We start from the raw sequence: 18,485 nt of genomic DNA on the forward strand, positions 1-18,485 counted from the left end.
CCCGATGCGCCGGCCCGCCTCGCCAGGAGGCGTGCGAGCGCGAGGCCCGGCCGCGCCCCCGCCCTCGCCGTCACCCGGAGGAACGTGCCGCAGCGTCACATCGCAGGAGTGCCGCGAGCGCCGCGCCAGCCCTGGCCGCAGCAGGGACGAGCCCGCGCGGGGAGCGCCCTCAGTGCCGGAAGTGCCGCATCCCCGTGGCGACCATCGCCACCCCGGCGGCGTCCGCCGCCTCGATCACCTCGGCGTCGCGGATCGAGCCGCCCGGCTGGATGATCGCGGTCGCGCCGGCCTTGATGATCTCCTCGACCCCGTCCTTGAACGGGAAGAACGCGTCCGAGCCGACCGCCGAGCCGGCGAGCTGGAGCTGCGCCTTCATGCGCGCGGTCTTCACCGACTCGACCCGGCTCGTCTGCCCACCGCCGATCCCGACCGTCCGGCGCTCCCGCGCGAACACGATCGCGTTCGACTTCACGTGCTTCACGACCTTCCACGCGAAGAGCAGATCCTGCCACTCCGCGTCGGTCGGCGCGCGCTTCGTCATCACCTTGCAGTCCTCGCGGCGGATCGCGCCCAGATCGCGGTCCATCACGAGCAGGCCGCCCGGGATCGAGCGGAGCTCGCGGAGCTCCTCCGGGCGGCGGGTCCAGCTCGCGCGCGGCGCGGCGAGGCGCGGCGCCTCGAGCAGCCGCAGGTTCTTCTTCGCGGCGAGCGCGGCGCGCGCCGCGGCGTCGTAGCCCGGCGCGATGACGCACTCGAGGAACAGGTCCGTGAGCTCCTTGGCGGCCGCGGCGTCCACCGGGCGGTTGAGCGCGACGATGCCGCCGAACGCGGAGACGGGATCGCACTCGCGCGCGCGGGCGAACGCCTCGGCGGGCGTCGCGCCGAGCGACACGCCGCACGGCGTGTTGTGCTTGATGACGACGCAGGCGACCTCGTCGTGCTCCTTGAGGGCGGCGAGCGAGGCCTCGAGATCGAGCAGGTTGTTGTAGCTGAGCTCCTTGCCCTGCAGCACCTTCGCGAACGAGACCGTCGGCTCGTCCGGCTCCCGGCCGGCGCGGTAGAACGCGCCCGCCTGGTGCGGGTTCTCGCCGTAGCGGAGATCCTGGGCCTTCGTGTAGACGGCGCCGAGCGTCGCGGGGAAGTGCGCCGGCGGCGCCTCCGGCGTCTCGCGCGCAGTGAGGTACTCGGAGATCGCGGCGTCGTACGCGGCGGTGTGCGCGAACGCCTTCTTCATGAGATCGAAGCGCGTCTGGCCGGAGAGGTCGCGCGAGGCCTCGAGCTCGGCCGCGACGCGCTCGTAGTCCGCGGGGTCCACGACGACGCCCACGTGCGCCGCGTTCTTCGCCGCGCTGCGGACCATGGTCGGCCCGCCGATGTCGATCTCCTCGACGCACTCCCAGAACGGCTTCCCCGCCGCGACCGCCTCGCGGAACGGGTAGAGGTTCACGACGACGAGGTCGATGGGCGGGATGTCCCGCGCCTTCACGTCCGCCTCGTCCGAGGCGAGCCCGCGGCGATAGAGGATCCCGCCGTGCACCCGCGGGTGGAGCGTCTTCACGCGGCCGCCCAGGATCTCGGGGGCCTGCGTGTAGTCGCCCACCGGGACCACCGGGATGCCCGCGTCTGCGAGCGCGCGCTGCGTGCCGCCGGTGGAGAGGATCTCGACCCCGAGCGCGGCGAGGCGCTTCGCGAACGGGACGAGGCCCGTCTTGTCGGAGACGGAGACGAGAGCGCGGCGGACCATTTTGAACACCTCCGGGAAGGGGTGCCCTTGTAGCCCGCGCCGCCGGAGGATTCAACGGGTGAGCGGCGGGGCCGCGCGCCGCACCCCCGCCGCCCGCCCGCCGCCGCTGCTGCCCGCCGGCGGCTGGCCGACCCGCGAATCAATCCAGGAGATCGTCCGCCCCGCAGCCGCCGGGCGAGCGCGGCTCGTCCTCGGCGATGGTCCGCAGCTTGGCGAGCCCCCGCGTCTCGACCTGACGGATGCGCTCGCGGGTCAGGTTCATGATCGACCCGACCTCCTCGAGCGTGATCCCGCCGCGGTCCGCGACGTCGAGCGCGCACGTCTCGTCGAGCTCCCAGACCTCGCGATCCGGGAAGTTCAGCTTGATCGACCCGGTGGCGGGGTTCACGTCCAGGTAGAGGTGGTGCTTGCAGGCGATGAACATGCAGGGGCGCGGACCGTTCGCGCACTCCGCCCGCGAGCGTGGCCGGCTCGCCTCGATCTCCCGCACCGTCGCCTCGAGCTCGGGATCGACGATCCCGAAGGCGCGCTGGCGCCGGAGCTCGCGCGCGATCTCCTTGCGCGACATCGTCTTCGACCGCCGGCGGCCGCGCTTGTCGTCGATGTCGCCTTCGAGGTCGAGGTCGCCGTCCTCCGGCGCGCCGCCCACCGGGCCCACCAGCAGCTCCTCCCCGTCCTCGCGCGCCTCGTCGCCGGCCTGGATCTGCGGCTCGCTCCGCTTCGCCTCGCTCATCCCCTGCCCTCCCTCTCCACCGTCCACCGCGGCCTGAGCGCCGCACCGTCCACCAGGCGCCGGGCCGGCGCCCACGATCGTCACGCCCCGGCGGCCTCCGCCGGGACGGTCGCGACCGCGCCTCCCACCTTCTCGAGCCTCCCGAGCGCGCTGCGCGCCTCGCGCTCCGCGCGGGAGAGCTCCTCCTCGAACTGCTTGCGGCGCGGGTGCGCCCGCGCCTTCTGCGACAGCTGCGCCACGAGCTCGTTGAGCCCCTTCTCGACGTCCTCGAGCTGGTTGCGAACCGTGACGAAGCTCCCGCGGATGTCCTCGACCGTGTAGCCCTCCGCCATCATCCGCTTGATGAGCGCGATCCGCCGCACGACCGAGACCGGGTAGAGCCCGGTCGACCCGGTGTGCTTGCCCTTCCGGCCGACGCGCCGGCTCCGGGGCAAGAGCCCCATCTGCACGTACTTCCGGAACGTCGAGGCGGAGAGCCGAGCGCCCTTCGACTCGAAGAGGCGCACCACCTCGCCGCTCGTGATTCCACCCGCACGCTCGCGCTCGACGCGGGCGATCTCTTCGGTGCGGAGGTACTCGGCTGGGTTCATGGATCGAAAATCTTCTTTTGGAAACTTGATTTGGAAGGTACTCCACTGAGTGGCAGAGGGTCAACCGAGACCGGTGGTCCCTGAGGGAGGGCGTCTTGTCGCAGGGTCAGCGGTGGCAGCGACCGCGCGTCACTGCGACCGGAGGCGGGCGATCCACCCGGGGTGCGCGGTGAGCGGGGACGGTCGCCGTCCGTCGAGGAACGGAGCGGCGATCAAAGGCGGGCTCGGATCGACGGGGGGCCGGGGCGATCGCGGCGGCAGCGCCGCCGGGCTCAGCGCGCGCCAGGCCGCGCGAGCACGACCGTTCGTCGGCCGGGCGTGATCGTGACCACTCGCACGTCCGCGCCCTTGGGATGGTCCACGCGGACCCGGTAGCGGCCCGCCGGCAGGCGAACGTCGAGCGGCGTCTCGCCGAGGCGCGCGCCGTTCACGTGGACCGTCCCCCACGGCACCGCGTTCACGCCGAGCACGCCCAGCCCCGACGACGCCGCGGGGAGGGCGAGGCCGTTGAGGCTCGGCGCGATCCGCAGCGCCTCGATCGCGGGGAGCGGCGAGAGCTGCAGCCCGCGCCCGCCCGGTGGCTCCGCCGCGGGCGCCGCGCGAGGCCCGGTCGGCTCCGCGGGCGGGGGCGCGTCTGACGCGACGCTCGCCTCGTGCGGCTCGTTCACGCCGGAAGGAGACGGCAGCCCGGAGGACCGGTCCGAGGGCGACGGGTGGGTGAGGGACGCGGGCGCCAGCGAGGCGCGAGCGGCGTCTCCGGGCGGAAGGGCCGCGGCAGCGCCCGCGCCGCGCGCGGGGTCCGAGGCCGCCGCGCGAACCGGCTGCAGCGCCACGGCCTCGCGCCTCGCTCCCCGCCGCAGGGCGAGGCCGGCAGCGAGCGCGAGGGCGACCGCGACCAGGGCGAGGACGAGCGCGCGCCGGGGCGTGCGACGGCGAGCCGACGGCGCGGCGGTGCGGGTGGCGGACTCCTCCCGCAGCTCGCCGCTCGGGACCGGGCGGGCGCTCGCCTCGGCCTCGAGGGTCGCCGCCGGCGGAGCGGACACCCGGGTCGCCCCACCCACCGGCTCCGCCGCGACGGGCACCGGCCTCACGCGCGTGCGCTCCGGCGCGGGCGCGGGGGCGGGCCCCTCCGGCCAGAGCGCCTGCATGAGCGCGCGCAGATCCACGTCCGCGGGCGAGCGCGTGATCCGCAGGAGCACGCGGGCGAGCGACTCCGCCAGCCCCTCCGCCGACGCCGTCCGCCGCTCCACGTCGCGCTCGAGGGCGCCCAGGACGACGGCGTCGAGCTCGGGCGGCACCTCCTCGTTCCACGCCGACGGCGGGGAGACGACCGCCTCGCCGAGCACCGCGCCGAAGGTCGCCGCCTCGGAGTCGCGCGCGAAGAGCCGGCGACCCGCGCAGAGCTCCCACAGCACGACCCCGAGCGCGAACACGTCCGCCCTCGCGTCCACGGGCTCGCCGCGCGCCTGCTCCGGCGCCATGTACGCGAGCTTGCCCTTGAGCGTTCCCGGCGCGGTGAGCCCCGCCCGGCCCATCGCGCGGGCGATGCCGAAGTCCGCGAGCTTCACCTCGCCCTCGAACGACACGAGCACGTTGTGCGGGGAGACGTCGCGGTGGACGAGGCCGAGCGGGCGGCCGCCGTCCCCGAGGCGGTGGGCGTAGGCGAGCCCCTTCGCGACCTCGGCGGCGACGTGGACCGCGCGCGGGAGCCCGAGCCGGACGCCGCGCTCGCGCGCCCGCTCCACGACGCGGCCGAGGTGGTGCCCGCGCACGAGCTCCATCGCGATGTAGTACCGGCCGTCGATCTGGTCGAACTCGAAGACCTGGACGACGTTCGCGTGGCCGAGGCGCGAGGCGAGCCGCGCCTCCTCGATGAACATGCGGACGAAGGCGCCCTCGGCCTCGTGCTCGCCGCGCACGAGCTTCAGCGCGACCTCCTTCACCACGCCGGCCGCGAGGGTGACCTCCGCGCGCCACACGTCCGCCATGCCGCCGGAGGCGAGCGGCTCGACGAGCCGGTACTTTCCGAACGCGCGCACGCGCGCCGGATTCTACGACCGCCGGACTGTGACGGAAAGGAAAGGGCGCGGCCGGACGGACCGGCCGCGCCCCTCTGCGCACACGTGACGGTGGGTACTACCTGCCCCGGCGGCGCCGCCGCGCCCAGGCCACGAGCGAAGGCAGCGAGAGGAGCGCGCCCGCGCCGAACCCGCCCGAGGAGCCGCAGCCGCCGCCCTGCACGAGCGGGAAGCTCGGCATGCCCGGCACGCCCCCCACCGAGGCGAGCTTCTTCCCCTGCACCGCGAGGATCTGCATCGCGAGCGCCTCGCGCGCCGCCATCACCCGCTGCGGGTCGACCTCGGTCTGCGAGGCGGAGGGGAAGAGGTCGCGCGCGATCTTGCGCGCGGCGTCGCCCTGGCCCGCGTCGGCGAGGAGCTTCAGGTACTCGTAGTCCTCCATGCCCTCGCGGATCATCTTGAGCCGGATCGAGGCGACGGGGATCTGGGTCGAGCCGCCGATCCGATCGGGCCGGCCGGGGTAGAAGAGCGTCCCGTCGCCGTTGCCGGAGAAGTCCCACTGGTTCGACCACGCGTCGTGGGTGAACGCGAACGCCGTCTCCCAGTACAGCTCGCCGGTCGCGCCCTCGAGGAAGGAGATCCACTCCATGGCGCGGTTCCGCACGGCGGACGCGTCGATCATGTAGGAGGGCCAGCCGGTGGTGTACTCGTCCCACTCCGACGGGCTGCCCATGTTCACCGTGCCGCCGCAGCCGTGGCTCATGCAGCTCTGGTAGAGCCAGAGCTCCTTGGCCTTCGACTGCGCGAGGAAGCCGTCGTACTTGGAGCGGTTGTCGCCGGGGTGCTCGCCGGTCGGCTTGTCGTCCATCCAGTTGATGACCGGCACCATGATGTCGATGTCGCTCGACACGCCGTGCGCGTCGGAGTCCCAGATCTGCGTCGTCACGAGCGTCTTGAACTCGGGGTCGGCGTCATGGACGGCCTGCGTGCGGGTGGGGATGTCGTCCCAGCTGCAGGTGAGGGGCGGCTCGTCGCAGGTGTAGTCGAAGAGGCGATCCATCCAGCCCTTCGCGCGGAAGTGCTCCGCCCAGCGGCGGTGCTCGTCGACGGAGGTCTGGTTGCCGACGTACTTCACGGTCGTGAGCTTCGCGCCGGGGAGGCGCGTCTGCGCCGTGCCGTCCACGAGCGCCGCGTAGTACTGGTCGAAGTGGTCGAAGTCGCCGTGGTGGCCGTCGTCGGCGACGCCCGAGAGCGAGATGCGGTGGTCGAGGCCGAGCGCGGCGTAGCGCGCGCGGATGGCGGCGTCGTCCTCGGGCGACACGCCGTGGCCGCCGGGGATGAGGCCGTACGACAGGCCGAAGTGCGTCTTGAGCGACGCCGTCGACGGCAGCTCGAAGTCCCAGGCCGTGAGCATCACGGGGATCTGCGCCTCGCCGGCGTCGGAGGTCACCGTCACCTTCCCGAAGTAGCTGCCGGGCTTCGCGTCGCGCGGTACCCGCACCTCGACCCAGATCGCCCGGCTCTCGCCCTCGGCGACGTCGAAGGGGAACGCGTTGCGCTTCTCGCCCACGACGTCGTCGACGTCGGGCACGAGCGCGTCCGGCCACCGGCCGGTGCCGCCGTCGAGGGCAGACGGCGTCTGCACGTCGATCGCGTCCTCGCGGTAGAGCTTCACGTCGTCGACGGTGCCGGGCCCCTGGAGGCTCGTGGCGCTCGCGGACACGCCGCGCGCCGGACCGGTCACCACCACCTGGAATGCCTCGAACTCGTTGCGGGCCGCCGCGATGCGCGCCTCGGTGCTCGGGCGCGGCTTTGCGTCGGGCCGGATCTTCTCCGTCGCAGGGGCCACCCACACGTCCGCCGCGGAGGCGAACATCGGGGCGATCGAGAGGGCGGCGGCGAAGAGGACGGCTCGGCGGGAAGTCATCGGGTGGGGCTCCTTTCCCGTTCGGGTTTGCGAACGAGGAACGGAGGCCCAAGCGAGCGAATTTCTCGCCCCCCGGTGAGCAGAGGTGCCGCGGAGAGGGTGAAGCTCGGCCGCGCACCCACGCCATCCGACGCCCGGCGCCAGGGTGAGCCGATTCGTACAGCGAGCTCGCCTGCTCGCGATCGGGGCTGGGGTTACTGGAAGATCCGCGCCGGCTCGGCGCCCCGGCGCGGGCGTGGGCTACGCCCTGCTCGCACGCCCGTCGTACGGGCGGCGCCCAGGCTGTGGCCAATTTGGGGATAGGCGCGGCGGGATGGGCGCGCGGCGGTCACGCGCGGCCGCGTGCCGGCGACGCACGGACGGCCAAAACGGCTCGCGCCGCACGGCGTGAGCCGCGCGGCGCGAGGGTGGGCGGCGGGAACCGCCCGATCAGGCTCTGCCCCGACCTCGGCTGCTACTCACCGCCGTGGGGCGCGGCGGGGAACGCCGGCAGCGGCGGAGGCCGCGCGGCCTGCCGCGCGCGCGCCGAGGGCAGCGGCGGAGGCCGCTGGAGGGCGGGCGCCGGCCGGGCCACCGGGCTGGCCGACGGCGCGCGCTCCAGGAGCTCGACCCGCGCGCGGACGCGATCCAGGCGCTCGAGCGACGCCGCGAGCGCCTCGTCGAGCCACTCGTCGACCGCGCGGCGCTCGTCCGCCGCGATGATTCGCCCCGAGGCGCGGAGCGTGTCCCAGACGGCGCGGTGCAGGAGCTTGAACTCCCGCGCGACGCGCGCCCCCTGGGCGCCCGAGCGGACGAGCACTGCGCAGCGCTGCAGCCCGTCCTCCATGGAGCGCGCGCGGGACGGCGGGGCGTCGCCCCGGAGGGCGAGCGCCATCTCCCGCAGCAGCGGCCCCACCGCGAACCCGATCGCCGGCTCTCCGCCGAGCTCGTGCTCGACCGTCCCCCGCCAAGCCGACGCGATCTCGCCCCGCTGTTCCTCGATCAGAAGTCCCACCGCCACCGCTCTCACGCCCCGCCTCCCCGTCCGCCTTCAGGACCCCGCGCCCGGCACCCCGGACCCACCGAAACGAGATAGCAACGGTCTTGCCAGCGCGCGCCTCCCCCCCGGCGACGCGCCGGCCGCGAGCTCGGCGAGCGGAGGGAGAAACGGATTTCCCAACCGGTGAACAGGGCGGGGCACGAGCGGCACCGCGCGGCTCCGCTCGCGCGCGTCTGCACGCTTCGCGGGACTCCGGAGCCGTGCACCGCCAGGCGAACGCACGCGCGGTGGGGGACGGGGCGAAAGCTCGCCCGGCCGGCCGCCGAGCCGCGGCCGCCCCGGAGGACGATCCGAGCCCGCGCCGCCCGGGGCCCCGTGCTAAGTCACGGGCGATGCTCGCCGCCGCCCTCGCCGCCGCCCTCGCGGTCGCCGCCGCACCCGCCCCCCCTCACCCGCCCGCGCAGGCGGTCGCCGACGAGCGGCTGGCCATCCTCGGCGCCATGCAGGCGGAGCTCTCCCGCTCGATGGAGCGGCTGCGGATCGAGGGCTACGACGCGCCGTACTTCATCGGCTACCAGGTGACGGACGTGGCGCGCCACCAGATCAGCGCGCGCTTCGGAGCGCTCTTCGAGGACGACGCGCGTCGCGACCGCAACCTGTTCGTCGATCTGCGCGTCGGCTCTTACGAGCTCGACTCGTCCGCGCCGGACGAGGGGCCGTTCCTCGTCATGGGCGAGGGGCCGAGCTGGTACGCGCCGAAGGAGGCGCCGCTCGACGGCGACACCACGGCGCTGCGCAACGCGCTGTGGCTCGCGACCGACGAGAAGCTCAAGGAGGCGCTGTCGTCGTACTTCAAGAAGCGCTCGCGCCAGGTGTACCGGCAGGACGATCCCGCGCGCGCCCCGAGCTTCACGCGCGAGGCGGCCTCGCGCCACGTCGACGCTCCCCTGCCCTTCCCCCTCGACCGCGAGCGCTGGAAGGCGCTCGCGCGCGAGGCCACGGCGCGCTTCCGGGCGCACCCCGCGATCTTCGACGCCTCCCTCCGGATCACCGCGGAGAGGCAGGTCCGCTGGTTCGCCTCGAGCGAGGGGTCCGCCCTCGTCACGGAGCGGACGCTCTACCTCGTCCACCTGCAGGCGGTGACCCGCGCGCCGGACGGCCAGCTCCTCGAGGACGGGCGCGACTTCTACGCGCGCACGGAGGCCGCGCTCCCATCGGAGGGCGAGGTCCGGGAGGCCGTCGACGCCGTCGCCGCGGAGCTCGAGGCCCTGCGCAAGGCGCCGGCCATCGATCCGTACACCGGGCCCGCGATCCTCGAGCCCGAGGCGGCGGGCGTGCTCTTCCACGAGGTGGTCGGACACCGGCTGGAGGGTGAGCGCGTCGACGACGACAAGGAGGGTCAGACGTTCAAGGGGCAGGTGGGGCAGCAGATCCTCCCCGCCTTCCTCTCGATCGTGGACGACCCGACGCTGGAGAGCGCCGCCGGCACGGCGCTCAACGGCAGCTACGCGTTCGACGATCAGGGCGTCGCCGCGCAGCGCACGGTGCTCGTGAAGGACGGCCGGCTCGTGACCTACCTGCTCTCGCGAAAGCCGGTGCGCCCGTTCGAGCGCTCGAACGGCCACGGCCGCAGCCAGGGCGGGCGGAGCCCCACCGCGCGGATGGCGAACCTCGTCGTCGAGTCGCGGCGGACGGTGTCGCACGACGAGCTGAAGCGCCTGCTCATGAAGGAGGCCCGCCGCCAGGGGAAGCCCTACGGGCTCGTCATCCGCGACGTCACGGGAGGCGACACGAACACGATGTCCTACGGTTACCAGGCGTTCAAGGGGACCCCGCGGCTCGTCTACCGGGTGGACGCGAGGACCGGCGAGGAGGTGCTCGTGCGCGGCGTGGAGCTCGTCGGGACGCCGCTCACCAGCGTGAACAAGGTGATGGCGACGACACGCGAGGTGAAGGTGTTCAACGGCTACTGCGGCGCGGAGAGCGGCTACGTGCCGGTGTCGACCGTGGCCCCTGCCGCGCTCGTCGGCGAGATCGAGCTGCAGCGGGTGGCCCGCGCGAGCGAGCGGAGCCCGATCCTGCCCGCGCCTTGGTCCGAGGCCCCCTCGGGCGCCTCCCCGCGCAGTCCGGGGGTGGCGCCGTGAGCCTGCCCCTCCCCGTCCCCACGCTCGACTCCGTCCTCCTCCAGCCGCGCCGCGGCGCCCTCGACGCGTTCCTCCGCGCGGGCTGGACGCCCTACGCGACGCCCATCGGGCTCGACGCCGAGCGGCGCCGCCTCCTCAACATCGATCTCTCCGAGCCGGACGTCTGCTTCCGGAAGGACGGCGAGCTCGCCGCCGTCGCCCACCTCGAGGCGGATCGCGAGGGGCTCGTGACGCTCATGGAGGTCGTCGGCGCCGAGCCGGCGGACCCGGTGCGTGTGTCCCTCGCGCTGCTGGGCGCCGAGGCCGGCCCGCCCCGCAGCGGCGGGGGCGCCGAGGCGCGCGAGTGGGTGTGGGGCCCCGAGTCGGGCGCGGCCCTCCAGGTGGCCGGCGAGCCGGTGCGGCTCTGGCTCTGCGCGGAGCGCGCCTACGGCGACAGGCTGTGGCTGGTCGCGAGCGTCGTGCGCCGGGCCTGAGCTCAGCGCTCGAAGCCGCGCCACGCGACGTAGCGCCGGAACTCCGCCTCGAACGCCTCGGGCTCGAGGCCGACGGCGGCGCGGAAGGCGGACGCGAACGAGAGCCCCGCGCCCATCCCGTCGAGCACGGCCCGCACGCGCGCGTCGCCGTAGCGCGCGACGAGGAATCCGAACGCGTGGTGCGCGGCGCCGTAGACGAGCTCCGCCTGGCGGAGGTACAGCGCCTCCGACTCGGAGAGCGGATCCGGGCCGCCAGCGCCCCCTGCCGCGGAGGGCGCCGCGCCGTCGTAGAAGCGCGCGAGGTCCGCGAGAGCCGCGTGGCGCCGCTCCTGCCCCGCCGCGACGCTCGCGAGCCCCTCGGTGAACCAGCGCGGGATGCCCTTGTAGAGCCAGGTCTGCGCGTCGCCCGCGCGCTGCCACATCGCGCAGTGGGCGAGCTCGTGCGCGAGGAGCTCGGCGACCCGGCCGCGGCGCGCGCCGACGAGCCCGCCGAGCCCTCCCCACGTGCGCGGGGACTGCAGCTCGATCGTGGCGTAGCGCGCCCAGGCCCTCAGCCAGGGGTAGCCCGGCCGCGACGCGGCGCGCTCGAGCGCCGCGTGGCTGGGGTGGAGGGTGATGGTCACCGGGACGGCGAGCGCCCCGAAGCGCTGCGCGCGCGGCGCCGCGAGGGCGAGCGCGTCCGCGACGCGCCGGGCCTCGCCGGCGTCCTCCGGGCCGAACACGATGCGGAAGCGCGCCCCGCCGGCGGAGACGTCGAGGGCGCGCTCGGCGCCGGCCCCGTCGCGGGGCGCGCGCGGAGCGCACGCGGCGAGGAGCGCGAGCGCGGCGGCGAGCGCGACGCGGGGCACGCCCTCCTCTACCGTTCAGCGTGCGGGCGGCGCAAGCGCCCCGGCGAGGCCGAGGAGGAGCGGTGCGAGGTCGGTGAGGTCCCGCACGGCGTCGAGCGCGGCCGCGGCGCGGCCGAACCCGAGCACGGGGACCGGCGCGCGGGTGTGGTTGCGGATGGACAGATCCTCCACGTTGCCGTGGTCGCTCGCGACGACGAGCGCGTCGTCCGGCCCGAGCGCGGCGACGAGCGCGCGGAGGAAGGCGTCGACGCGCTGCAAGGCGTCGAGGGCGGCGGGCATGGACCGCGCGTGGCCGGCCTCGTCGGTCTCGAAGAACTCGACGAGCGCGAGATCCGCGCCCGCGGCCAGCGCGCCGAGGATCCCCGCCGCCTCCTCGGGCGCGCGCTCGGGCACGTCCGCGCCGTGAGCTCGCGCGCGGCGCCCGGTGAGGTCGTGGGTGAGCGCCCGCCCCGCGCGCGCGTCGGCCCACGTCCGGAAGCGGAAGCCCCCCGCCGCGTACGCGATCGTCGTCGCCGCGGCGCGCGGGCGGCGACGCCCGAGCGCGAGCTCCGGCTCGCCGTCCGCCTCGAGGCCCAGGGCGCGCAGGTAGGCGACCGGGTACGCGTTCGCGAACACCGCGGTGCGCCCCGCGGCGGCGAGCGCGCGGAACAGCGAGCGCGCGCGGAGGAGCTCGCGGAGCGGCGCGTTCGGAAAGCCGAGCACGTGACGACCCACCGCCGCCGGCGCGTTCTCGCCGGTCAGGATCGCCGTCTGCCCCGTCGCCGACTGGGGGCGACCGGGGACGCCGAGGCACGCGTCGGCGAGGACGGCACGCCCGCCGGCCGGGAGCGGCGTCCCGGTGCCGTCCGCGAAGCGCGACAGCAGCAGGTCGGCGCGGGCGAGCGGGTTCCGGTCCGGGTCCGGGAGCCCGGCGCCGACGCCGTCGACGAAGACGAAGAGGACCGCCACGCGGTGTGTCATAACCCGGGCGGCGCGCGGACGCGCCACAGGGCACCTTCGGGCACGGTGCGCGGGCGAGACGCCGGGCCGCCTCGGCGCTATTCTCCGCGCGCCCGAGCCAGGACCCCATGCCCCGCCTCCCGACCTTCGATCCCGACTGCACCATCTTCTTCGACGGCGAGCCCATCCCCGCGCGGCGGGGCGAGCCCGTCGCCGCCGCGCTCCTCGCCCACGGGCGCCCCCTCGTGTCGCGCAGCGCCAAGTACCACCGCCCGCGCGGCGCCTTCTGCCTCACCGGCTCGTGCGGCTCCTGCCTCGTCCGCGCCGGCGGGCTCCCGAACCAGCGGGCCTGCCGGACGCCGTGCCAGCAGGGACTCACGGTGCAGACGCAGAACGCGCTGCCGACGGCCCAGCACGACCTGCTCGGCGCGATCGACCTCGTCTACCCGCACGGCCTCGATCACCACCACCTCATGACCTGGAGCGGGATCGCGAACCACGCCGCGGTGGCGTTCTCGCGCCGGCTCGCGGGCCTCGGCACGCTGCCCGACGTCGAGGCGCTCCCGGCCGAGCGCTCCGCGCCGGCCTCGGAGGAGCGCTTCGACGCGCTCGTCGTGGGCGCCGGCCCCGCGGGGCTCGCCGCCGCCGAGGCCCTCGCGGAGCTGGGCCGCCGGGTGCTCGTCGCCGACGCCGAGCCCGCGGTGGGCGGACGGCTCCGCTGTCGCTACGGCCTGCGGGGAGAGCCGGACCTCGCCTGGGCGGCGCGGGTGGTCGCCCGGGTGACGGCGGCCGGGGGCGAGGTCGCGCTGCGCACCGCGGTGCTCGGGCTCTGGCGCGACGGCGGCAGCCCCCTCGCCGCGCTCGACGCCGACGGGCCGCCGCGGCGGCTCCGCCTCGTGCGGCCCGGACGCATCGTGGTCGCGGCGGGCGGCCACCCCCAGCCGCCCGCCATCGCCGACGGCGATCGACCGGGCGTGTACGGGGGCCGCGGCCTCGCGGTGGCTCTCGCGGAGCACGGGGTCGTCCCGGGCCGGCGCGCGATCGTGCTCGGCGAGGGGGCGGAGCCGGAGGCGCTCACGGCCCGGCTCGCCGCGGCCGGGATGGAGGTCCGCCGGCTGCGGAGCGCGGAGGGCGGGCGGGTCCTCGGCCGCGCGCGCGTGCGCGCGCTCGAGCTCGCGGGCGAGCGGATCCCGGTCGACGTCGTCGCCGTGGCCACCCCTCCCGCGCCGGCGACCGAGCTCGCGCGCGAGCTCGGCGCGGAGCTCGTGCTCGACGCGACCACGGGCGTGTTCGCCCTGCGCGTGGCCGCCGACGGGCGGACCGGCGTCGACGGGCTCTTCGCGGCGGGCGAGGTGACGGGGACGATGGACGGCGCGCGCGCGGCCGAGGCGGGCCGGCGGGCGGGGGAGGCCGCGCGATGACGAAGACCTTCGTGTGCAGCTGCGAGGACGTGCTCCTCGACGAGGTCCGGCGCGCCTTCGAGGCCGGCAACCGCGATCTCGAGTCGGTGAAGCGCTACACGGGGCTCGGCACCGGGCCCTGCCAGGGGAAGAGCTGCGTCGCCCTCGTCGCCCGCGAGCTGCTCCGGCTCGGCGCCACGCCGGCCGAGGTGCTGCCCTTCACGGTGCGGCCGCCCTACCGGCCGGCGCCGCTCGGCGCGCTCGCGGCGATCGAGCCGGCCGACCTCCCCATCGACGACGGCGTGCCCGTCCACCCGGCCGAGGCGCGAACGCCCGCCGCCGAGCTCGCGCCGCTGCCCGCGCGCGCCGACGTCGTCATCGTCGGCGGGGGCATCATGGGCCTCGCCCTCGCCTACGAGCTCACCCGGCGCGGCACGAAGGACGTGCTCGTGCTGGAGCGCGCCTACCTCAACGCGGGTGCCTCGGGCCGGAACGGCGGCGGGGTCCGCGCGCAGTGGACGACCCCCACGATGATCCGCCTCGCGCGCCGCTCGCTCGAGCTCTGCGACCGCTTCGCGGTGGACATGGGCGTGAACGTCTGGTTCCGGCGCGGCGGGTACCTGTTCCTCGCCCCCACGCCGGAGCAGGTGGAGCGCATCGAGCGCAACGCCGAGCTCCACCGCGAGGAGGGGCTGCGCACCCGCGTCATCGACCGGGCGCAGGCGCTCGAGGTGGTGCCGGAGCTCGATCCGTCGCGCTTCCTCGCGGCCTCGTACAACCCCGACGACGGGGTGGTCTTCCCCTGGCCGTTCCTGTGGGGCTACGCCGGCCAGGCGGAGGCGGCCGGCGCGCGCATCGCGACCTTCACGAGGGTCACCGGCTTCGAGACGGCCGAGCGGCGGGTCACCGCCGTCGTGACGGACCGCGGCCGCGTGGCCTGCGATCTCGTGGTGGTCGCCGCCGGGGCCTGGTCGAAGGAGGTGGCCGCGCTCGCGGGCGTGGCGCTCCCGAACCGCCCCACGCGCCACGAGATCCTGGTCACGGAGCCGATGAAGCCGTGGCTCGATCCGCTCGTGTCGGTCCTCGGGAACGGCCTCTACTTCTCGCAGTCCCAGCGCGGCGAGCTCGTGGGCGGCATGGGCGATCCGCTGGAGCCGGAGGGCGTCGTGCAGGGGTCGACGCTCCGTTTCCTCGCGCGGTTCGCGCGCGCCGCGATCGACTGCATCCCGGTGCTCGCCGGGACGCGGGTCCTCAGGCAGTGGGCGGGCTGCTACGACGTCACGCCCGACAACAACCCGGTGCTCGGCCCGGCCGGGTTCGAGAACTTCCACCAGCTCTCCGGGTTCGTCGGCCACGGGTTCATGATGGCGCCGGCCGTCGCGGAGCTGTACGCGGACTGGCTCACCGGCAAGGGCAAGCACGAGATCTTCGAGCAGTTCACGCTCGACCGGTTCACGCGGGGCCCGGTGGCGAAGGAGGACTTCATCATCGGGTAGCGCGCTCCATGGAGCAGCCCTCGCGCGCACGGCCGGCGCCTCACCCCTCTGGCCGGGCCCGGGAACGCGCGGTCTCGAGCGCGCGACGCCCACCCGGAGGCGCTTCGCTCGTTGGCTGTTCACGAATCCCGCCGGGTCGTCTAGGCTTCCCCGATGGCACTCGGGAAGAAGATCGCGTTCCTCGGCACCGGAAACATGGCCGAGGCGTTCGTGAAGGGGCTCCTCCGCGCGGGGACGGCGACCGCCGCCGAGATCCTGTGCGCCGAGCTCCGTTCGGAGCGGCGCGACGAGATCGCGAAGCGCTACGGCGTCACGACGGTCGCCTCGAACCTCGAGGCGACCGAGCAGGCGGACATCGTCGTCCTCTCCGTCAAGCCGCAGACGATGGAGCAGCTCCTCGACGAGATCGCGCCGGCGGTGGATCACCGCAAGCTCGTGATCTCGATCGCCGCCGGCGTCTCGATCGCGGCGATCGCCCGCAAGCTCGGCGCCGGCGTCCGCATCGTCCGGACGATGCCCAACACGCCCGCCCTCGTGGGCGCCGGCGCGAGCGCGCTCGCGCGCGGGGCGCACGCCACCGACGCCGACCTCGAGCAGGCCCGCGCGCTCTTCCAGTCCGTCGGTACGACGGTCGTCGTCGAGGAGCCGCTCCTCGACGCCGTGACCGGCCTCTCCGGCTCGGGACCGGCGTTCCTGTTCCTCGTCATCGAGGCGCTCGCCGACGGCGGGGTGAAGGTCGGGCTCGCCCGCTCCGTGGCGATGGCGCTCGCCGCCCAGACCGTGCTCGGCTCCGCGAAGCTGGTGCTCGAGACGGGCGAGCACCCGGGCCGCCTGAAGGACCAGGTGACGAGCCCGGGCGGGACGGCCATCGCGGGCGTGCACGTGCTCGAGCAGGGCGGGCTGCGCGCCGCGCTCATCGCGGCGGTCGAGGCCGCGACGCGGCGCTCGCGCGAGCTGGGCGAGCGGGCCGTGCGCGGGGATTGAGGGGCCGGCGCGATTCGAGATTCGCGACGCGAAGCGGGCGCCCTCGATCAGGGAACGCGCGCGGGCACCGTGGCGCGGATCTCGGTCCCCTCCGCCCCGCCCACGATCCGCAGCGTGCCGCCGAGCTGGCGGATCCGCTCGCGCATCCCTCCCACGCCCACGCCGACGAGCGCGCCGGGGCCGAGCTGGATGCCCCGGCCCTGATCGCGGATCACGAGCACCACCTCGCCCTCCCCCTGCGTCAGCGACACCTGGGCGGACGGGCTCCCCGAGTGGCGCTGGACGTTCGCGAGCGCCTCCTGCACCACCCGGAACAGCGCGAGCTCCGTCTCGGGGGCGAGCCGCTCGACGCCCTCGGACCGGAACGCCACGTCGATCCCGCTGCGGGCCGCGAAGCCGCGGACGAACCAGTCGAGCGCCGGCACGAGCCCGACCACGTCGAGCATCGGCGGGTGGAGCACGTGCGCGACGGTGCGCAGGTCCTGGAGCACCATCCGGCACAGGGCCTCGCACTCCTGCAGCGATCGGAGGACCTCGGGGTCCTCGGCGCGTCCGCGCGCCCGGGCGAGCTCGAGCGACATCGCGAACACCTGCTGGGCGACCCCGTCGTGCAGGTCGCGCGCCATGCGCCGCCGCTCGCCGTCCTGCACGTGCAGGATCTGGCCGGTGAGCGCGTGGAGCCGCTCCTCGGACTGCTTGAGCTCCGTGACCTCCTCGTGCGCGAACACGAGCCGGGTCGCGCTGGGCGTTCCGAAGCGCGTGATGCGGAGCTGGAACCAGCGCGGCCGCTGCGCGCCATGGCACGCGTACTCGACGCGGTAGTCGTCGAGCCGGCCGGCGGCGAGGGCGCCGATGGCGCCGTTCACGGCCGCGGCCTCCGCGCAGCCGTTCGCGGCCGCGGCCTCGCACTCGGCGACGTAGCTCGCGCCCAGCCCGTGGCGCGGCATCGCGAGCCCGTTCTCGTCCGCGAAGCGCCGCCAGGCGGCGTTCACCGCGAGGACGGTCCCCTCCGCGTCGGTGATCGCGACGTGCGCCGACAGCGCGTCGATCGTCGACTGGAGGAGGTCCCGCGACGCAAGCGCGCCGAGCTCGCTCGCGCGCATCCGCTCGGCGTCGCGAGCCCTCGCGATCGCGCCGCCGACCACGTCCCCGACGATGAGGGTGTTCGCGAGCGCGTGCGCCGACCACGCGTGGGGCCGCCGGCACGAGAAGGCGAGCCAGCCGAGCGCGCGATCGCCGGCGCGGAGCGGGATGGCCGCGAGCGCCTCGGCGTCGAGCGCGCGCAGGCGCTGGCGATCCGCCTCGGCGGTCGGCGGGAGCTCGTCTATCGTGTGCAGCGCGTACGGCCGGTGCTCGCGGAGGTGACGCTCGAGGATCGCGCCGAGCCAGGGCTTCTCGTCCCGCGCGCCGCGCTCCGGGAGCCCGGCGTCCGGCGGCCAGGACGCGAGCAGGCGCATCACGGCGCCGCCCTCGTCCTCCAGGAGCCACGCGGACCCGCGATCCGCCTCGAGCGCGCGCGCGGTGTGCCGCAGCGCCCCGACGACGCCCTCCACGACGCGCTCGGGAGGCAGGTCCATGAAGCCCGACGAGACCTCGAGCGCGAGGGCCTGCAGCCGGGCCTGCTCGTCGCGCTCGCGCTCGGCGCGGAGCCGCAGGAGCGCGGCGGCGAGGAGCGTCGCGAGCCGGCGGGCGTCCTCGATGACCCCCGCCGCCCAGGGGCGCGGCCGCGAGAGCGTGACGAACCCCGCCCACCCGAGGACCGGGTGCCCCGCGCACACGAGGGGCACGAACAGCGCCGAGCGGATGCCGCTCTTCCGGGCGATCCGCCGCTCCGCCTCCGCCGAGGACGGGAGATCGTCCGTGGACGACAGCGCGACCACCCTGCCCGCCTGGATCTCGGCGCGGACCCAGGGCGCGTCGAGCTGCTCCCGGACCGGCGGCACGCCGGGGGCCGCCCAGGACCGCTCGAGCGCCAGGCTCTGCTCGCGGCCCAGGAGGACGACGGCCCCGCGCTCCGCGCCCACGTGCAGGACCGCGTGCCGGAGGACTGCGTCCACCGCGGCGTCGAGCTCCGCGGCGCCCACCGCGAGGAGCTGCTCGGCCGCCGACGCGATCGGGTCGGCCCGCCGCTCGGCGCCGGTCGACGCTGGGTCGGTGTCGGAGCGCGTCGCCATCGTCTACGCAGGCCCCATCCGCGACGCGCGCCCCCT

Annotated in this window: 14 protein-coding genes; 5 read left to right on the plus strand and 9 right to left on the minus strand. The window is 75.5% G+C overall.

Going from position 1 to position 18,485, the window contains the following annotated elements; genetic code table 11:
* Positions 1 to 169 precede the first annotated feature (169 nt).
* The 6 genes from purH to MNZ39_RS08985 all read right to left on the minus strand — a co-directional run bounded on the left by purH (position 170) and on the right by MNZ39_RS08985 (position 8,006).
* Positions 170 to 1,744 (minus strand): bifunctional phosphoribosylaminoimidazolecarboxamide formyltransferase/IMP cyclohydrolase, encoded by a 1,575-nt coding sequence (purH, locus tag MNZ39_RS08960; protein WP_242337534.1) that lies wholly within the window; start codon positions 1,742 to 1,744, stop codon positions 170 to 172.
* A 139-nt stretch (positions 1,745 to 1,883) separates the two neighbouring features.
* Positions 1,884 to 2,477, minus strand: a complete 594-nt coding sequence (locus tag MNZ39_RS08965; RefSeq protein ID WP_242337536.1) for a sigma factor-like helix-turn-helix DNA-binding protein — start codon at positions 2,475 to 2,477, stop codon at positions 1,884 to 1,886.
* Positions 2,478 to 2,557: 80 nt separating this feature from the next.
* A complete protein-coding gene (locus MNZ39_RS08970; protein ID WP_242337538.1) occupies positions 2,558 to 3,067 on the minus strand; it encodes a MerR family transcriptional regulator in 510 nt (169 codons plus the stop codon).
* A 272-nt stretch (positions 3,068 to 3,339) separates the two neighbouring features.
* On the minus strand, positions 3,340 to 5,106 hold the full coding sequence (locus MNZ39_RS24900) for a protein kinase (protein ID WP_242337540.1): 1,767 nt from the start codon (positions 5,104 to 5,106) through the stop codon (positions 3,340 to 3,342).
* 97 nt (positions 5,107 to 5,203) lie between these two features.
* Complete coding sequence (locus tag MNZ39_RS08980) at positions 5,204 to 7,012, minus strand: glycoside hydrolase domain-containing protein (RefSeq protein ID WP_242337542.1); 1,809 nt, start codon at positions 7,010 to 7,012, stop codon at positions 5,204 to 5,206.
* Between the two features lie 454 nt (positions 7,013 to 7,466).
* Positions 7,467 to 8,006 (minus strand): hypothetical protein, encoded by a 540-nt coding sequence (locus MNZ39_RS08985; RefSeq protein WP_242337543.1) that lies wholly within the window; start codon positions 8,004 to 8,006, stop codon positions 7,467 to 7,469.
* Positions 8,007 to 8,383: 377 nt separating this feature from the next.
* On the opposite strand from MNZ39_RS08985, the gene MNZ39_RS08990 reads away from it, so the two are divergent.
* Together MNZ39_RS08990 and MNZ39_RS08995 are read left to right on the plus strand one after the other, a co-directional pair.
* Positions 8,384 to 10,135 carry a TldD/PmbA family protein gene (locus MNZ39_RS08990; RefSeq protein ID WP_242337545.1) on the plus strand — a complete coding sequence of 584 codons (1,752 nt, stop codon included), beginning with the start codon at positions 8,384 to 8,386 and terminating at the stop codon, positions 10,133 to 10,135.
* Positions 10,132 to 10,608 carry a hypothetical protein gene (locus tag MNZ39_RS08995; RefSeq protein WP_242337547.1) on the plus strand — a complete coding sequence of 159 codons (477 nt, stop codon included), beginning with the start codon at positions 10,132 to 10,134 and terminating at the stop codon, positions 10,606 to 10,608. The genes MNZ39_RS08990 and MNZ39_RS08995 overlap by 4 nt, the downstream gene beginning before the upstream one ends.
* A 2-nt stretch (positions 10,609 to 10,610) precedes the next feature.
* Here the strand turns inward: MNZ39_RS08995 and MNZ39_RS09000 are convergent, their stop codons facing one another.
* Positions 10,611 to 11,456 carry a hypothetical protein gene (locus MNZ39_RS09000; protein WP_242337549.1) on the minus strand — a complete coding sequence of 282 codons (846 nt, stop codon included), beginning with the start codon at positions 11,454 to 11,456 and terminating at the stop codon, positions 10,611 to 10,613.
* A gap of 15 nt (positions 11,457 to 11,471) precedes the next feature.
* Positions 11,472 to 12,416, minus strand: coding sequence for an alkaline phosphatase family protein (locus MNZ39_RS09005; RefSeq protein WP_242337551.1), 945 nt, complete (start codon positions 12,414 to 12,416; stop codon positions 11,472 to 11,474).
* Between the two features lie 107 nt (positions 12,417 to 12,523).
* Here MNZ39_RS09005 and MNZ39_RS09010 point away from each other — a divergent pair, with 107 nt between their 5' ends.
* The 3 genes from MNZ39_RS09010 to proC all read left to right on the plus strand — a co-directional run bounded on the left by MNZ39_RS09010 (position 12,524) and on the right by proC (position 16,275).
* Complete coding sequence (locus MNZ39_RS09010) at positions 12,524 to 13,816, plus strand: 2Fe-2S iron-sulfur cluster-binding protein (RefSeq protein WP_242337553.1); 1,293 nt, start codon at positions 12,524 to 12,526, stop codon at positions 13,814 to 13,816.
* Positions 13,813 to 15,291: an FAD-dependent oxidoreductase gene (locus MNZ39_RS09015; RefSeq protein WP_242337555.1), complete on the plus strand. Its 1,479-nt coding sequence runs from the start codon at positions 13,813 to 13,815 to the stop codon at positions 15,289 to 15,291. Before MNZ39_RS09010 ends, MNZ39_RS09015 begins: the two co-directional genes overlap by 4 nt.
* Positions 15,292 to 15,444: 153 nt before the next feature.
* Positions 15,445 to 16,275 (plus strand): pyrroline-5-carboxylate reductase, encoded by an 831-nt coding sequence (gene proC / locus MNZ39_RS09020; protein ID WP_242337557.1) that lies wholly within the window; start codon positions 15,445 to 15,447, stop codon positions 16,273 to 16,275.
* A gap of 47 nt (positions 16,276 to 16,322) precedes the next feature.
* On the opposite strand, the gene MNZ39_RS09025 is transcribed toward proC, so the two are convergent.
* Positions 16,323 to 18,449, minus strand: a complete 2,127-nt coding sequence (locus tag MNZ39_RS09025; RefSeq protein WP_242337559.1) for a GAF domain-containing sensor histidine kinase — start codon at positions 18,447 to 18,449, stop codon at positions 16,323 to 16,325.
* Positions 18,450 to 18,485: the final 36 nt, after the last annotated feature.

Origin of the sequence: Anaeromyxobacter sp. SG66, from assembly GCF_022690805.1 — a bacterium.
Lineage (GTDB): Bacteria > Myxococcota > Myxococcia > Myxococcales > Anaeromyxobacteraceae > Anaeromyxobacter > Anaeromyxobacter soli.

Coding starts and splice junctions, on each gene's coding strand:
- MNZ39_RS08970 (WP_242337538.1), bottom strand. CDS start 3,067: ATGAACCCAGCCGAGTACCTCCGCACCGAAGAGATCGCCCGCGTCGAG.
- MNZ39_RS08965 (WP_242337536.1), bottom strand. CDS start 2,477: ATGAGCGAGGCGAAGCGGAGCGAGCCGCAGATCCAGGCCGGCGACGAG.
- proC (WP_242337557.1), top strand. CDS start 15,445: ATGGCACTCGGGAAGAAGATCGCGTTCCTCGGCACCGGAAACATGGCC.
- MNZ39_RS09015 (WP_242337555.1), top strand. CDS start 13,813: ATGACGAAGACCTTCGTGTGCAGCTGCGAGGACGTGCTCCTCGACGAG.
- MNZ39_RS09005 (WP_242337551.1), bottom strand. CDS start 12,416: ATGACACACCGCGTGGCGGTCCTCTTCGTCTTCGTCGACGGCGTCGGC.
- MNZ39_RS08980 (WP_242337542.1), bottom strand. CDS start 7,012: ATGACTTCCCGCCGAGCCGTCCTCTTCGCCGCCGCCCTCTCGATCGCC.
- MNZ39_RS09025 (WP_242337559.1), bottom strand. CDS start 18,449: ATGGCGACGCGCTCCGACACCGACCCAGCGTCGACCGGCGCCGAGCGG.
- MNZ39_RS09010 (WP_242337553.1), top strand. CDS start 12,524: ATGCCCCGCCTCCCGACCTTCGATCCCGACTGCACCATCTTCTTCGAC.
- purH (WP_242337534.1), bottom strand. CDS start 1,744: ATGGTCCGCCGCGCTCTCGTCTCCGTCTCCGACAAGACGGGCCTCGTC.
- MNZ39_RS08990 (WP_242337545.1), top strand. CDS start 8,384: ATGCTCGCCGCCGCCCTCGCCGCCGCCCTCGCGGTCGCCGCCGCACCC.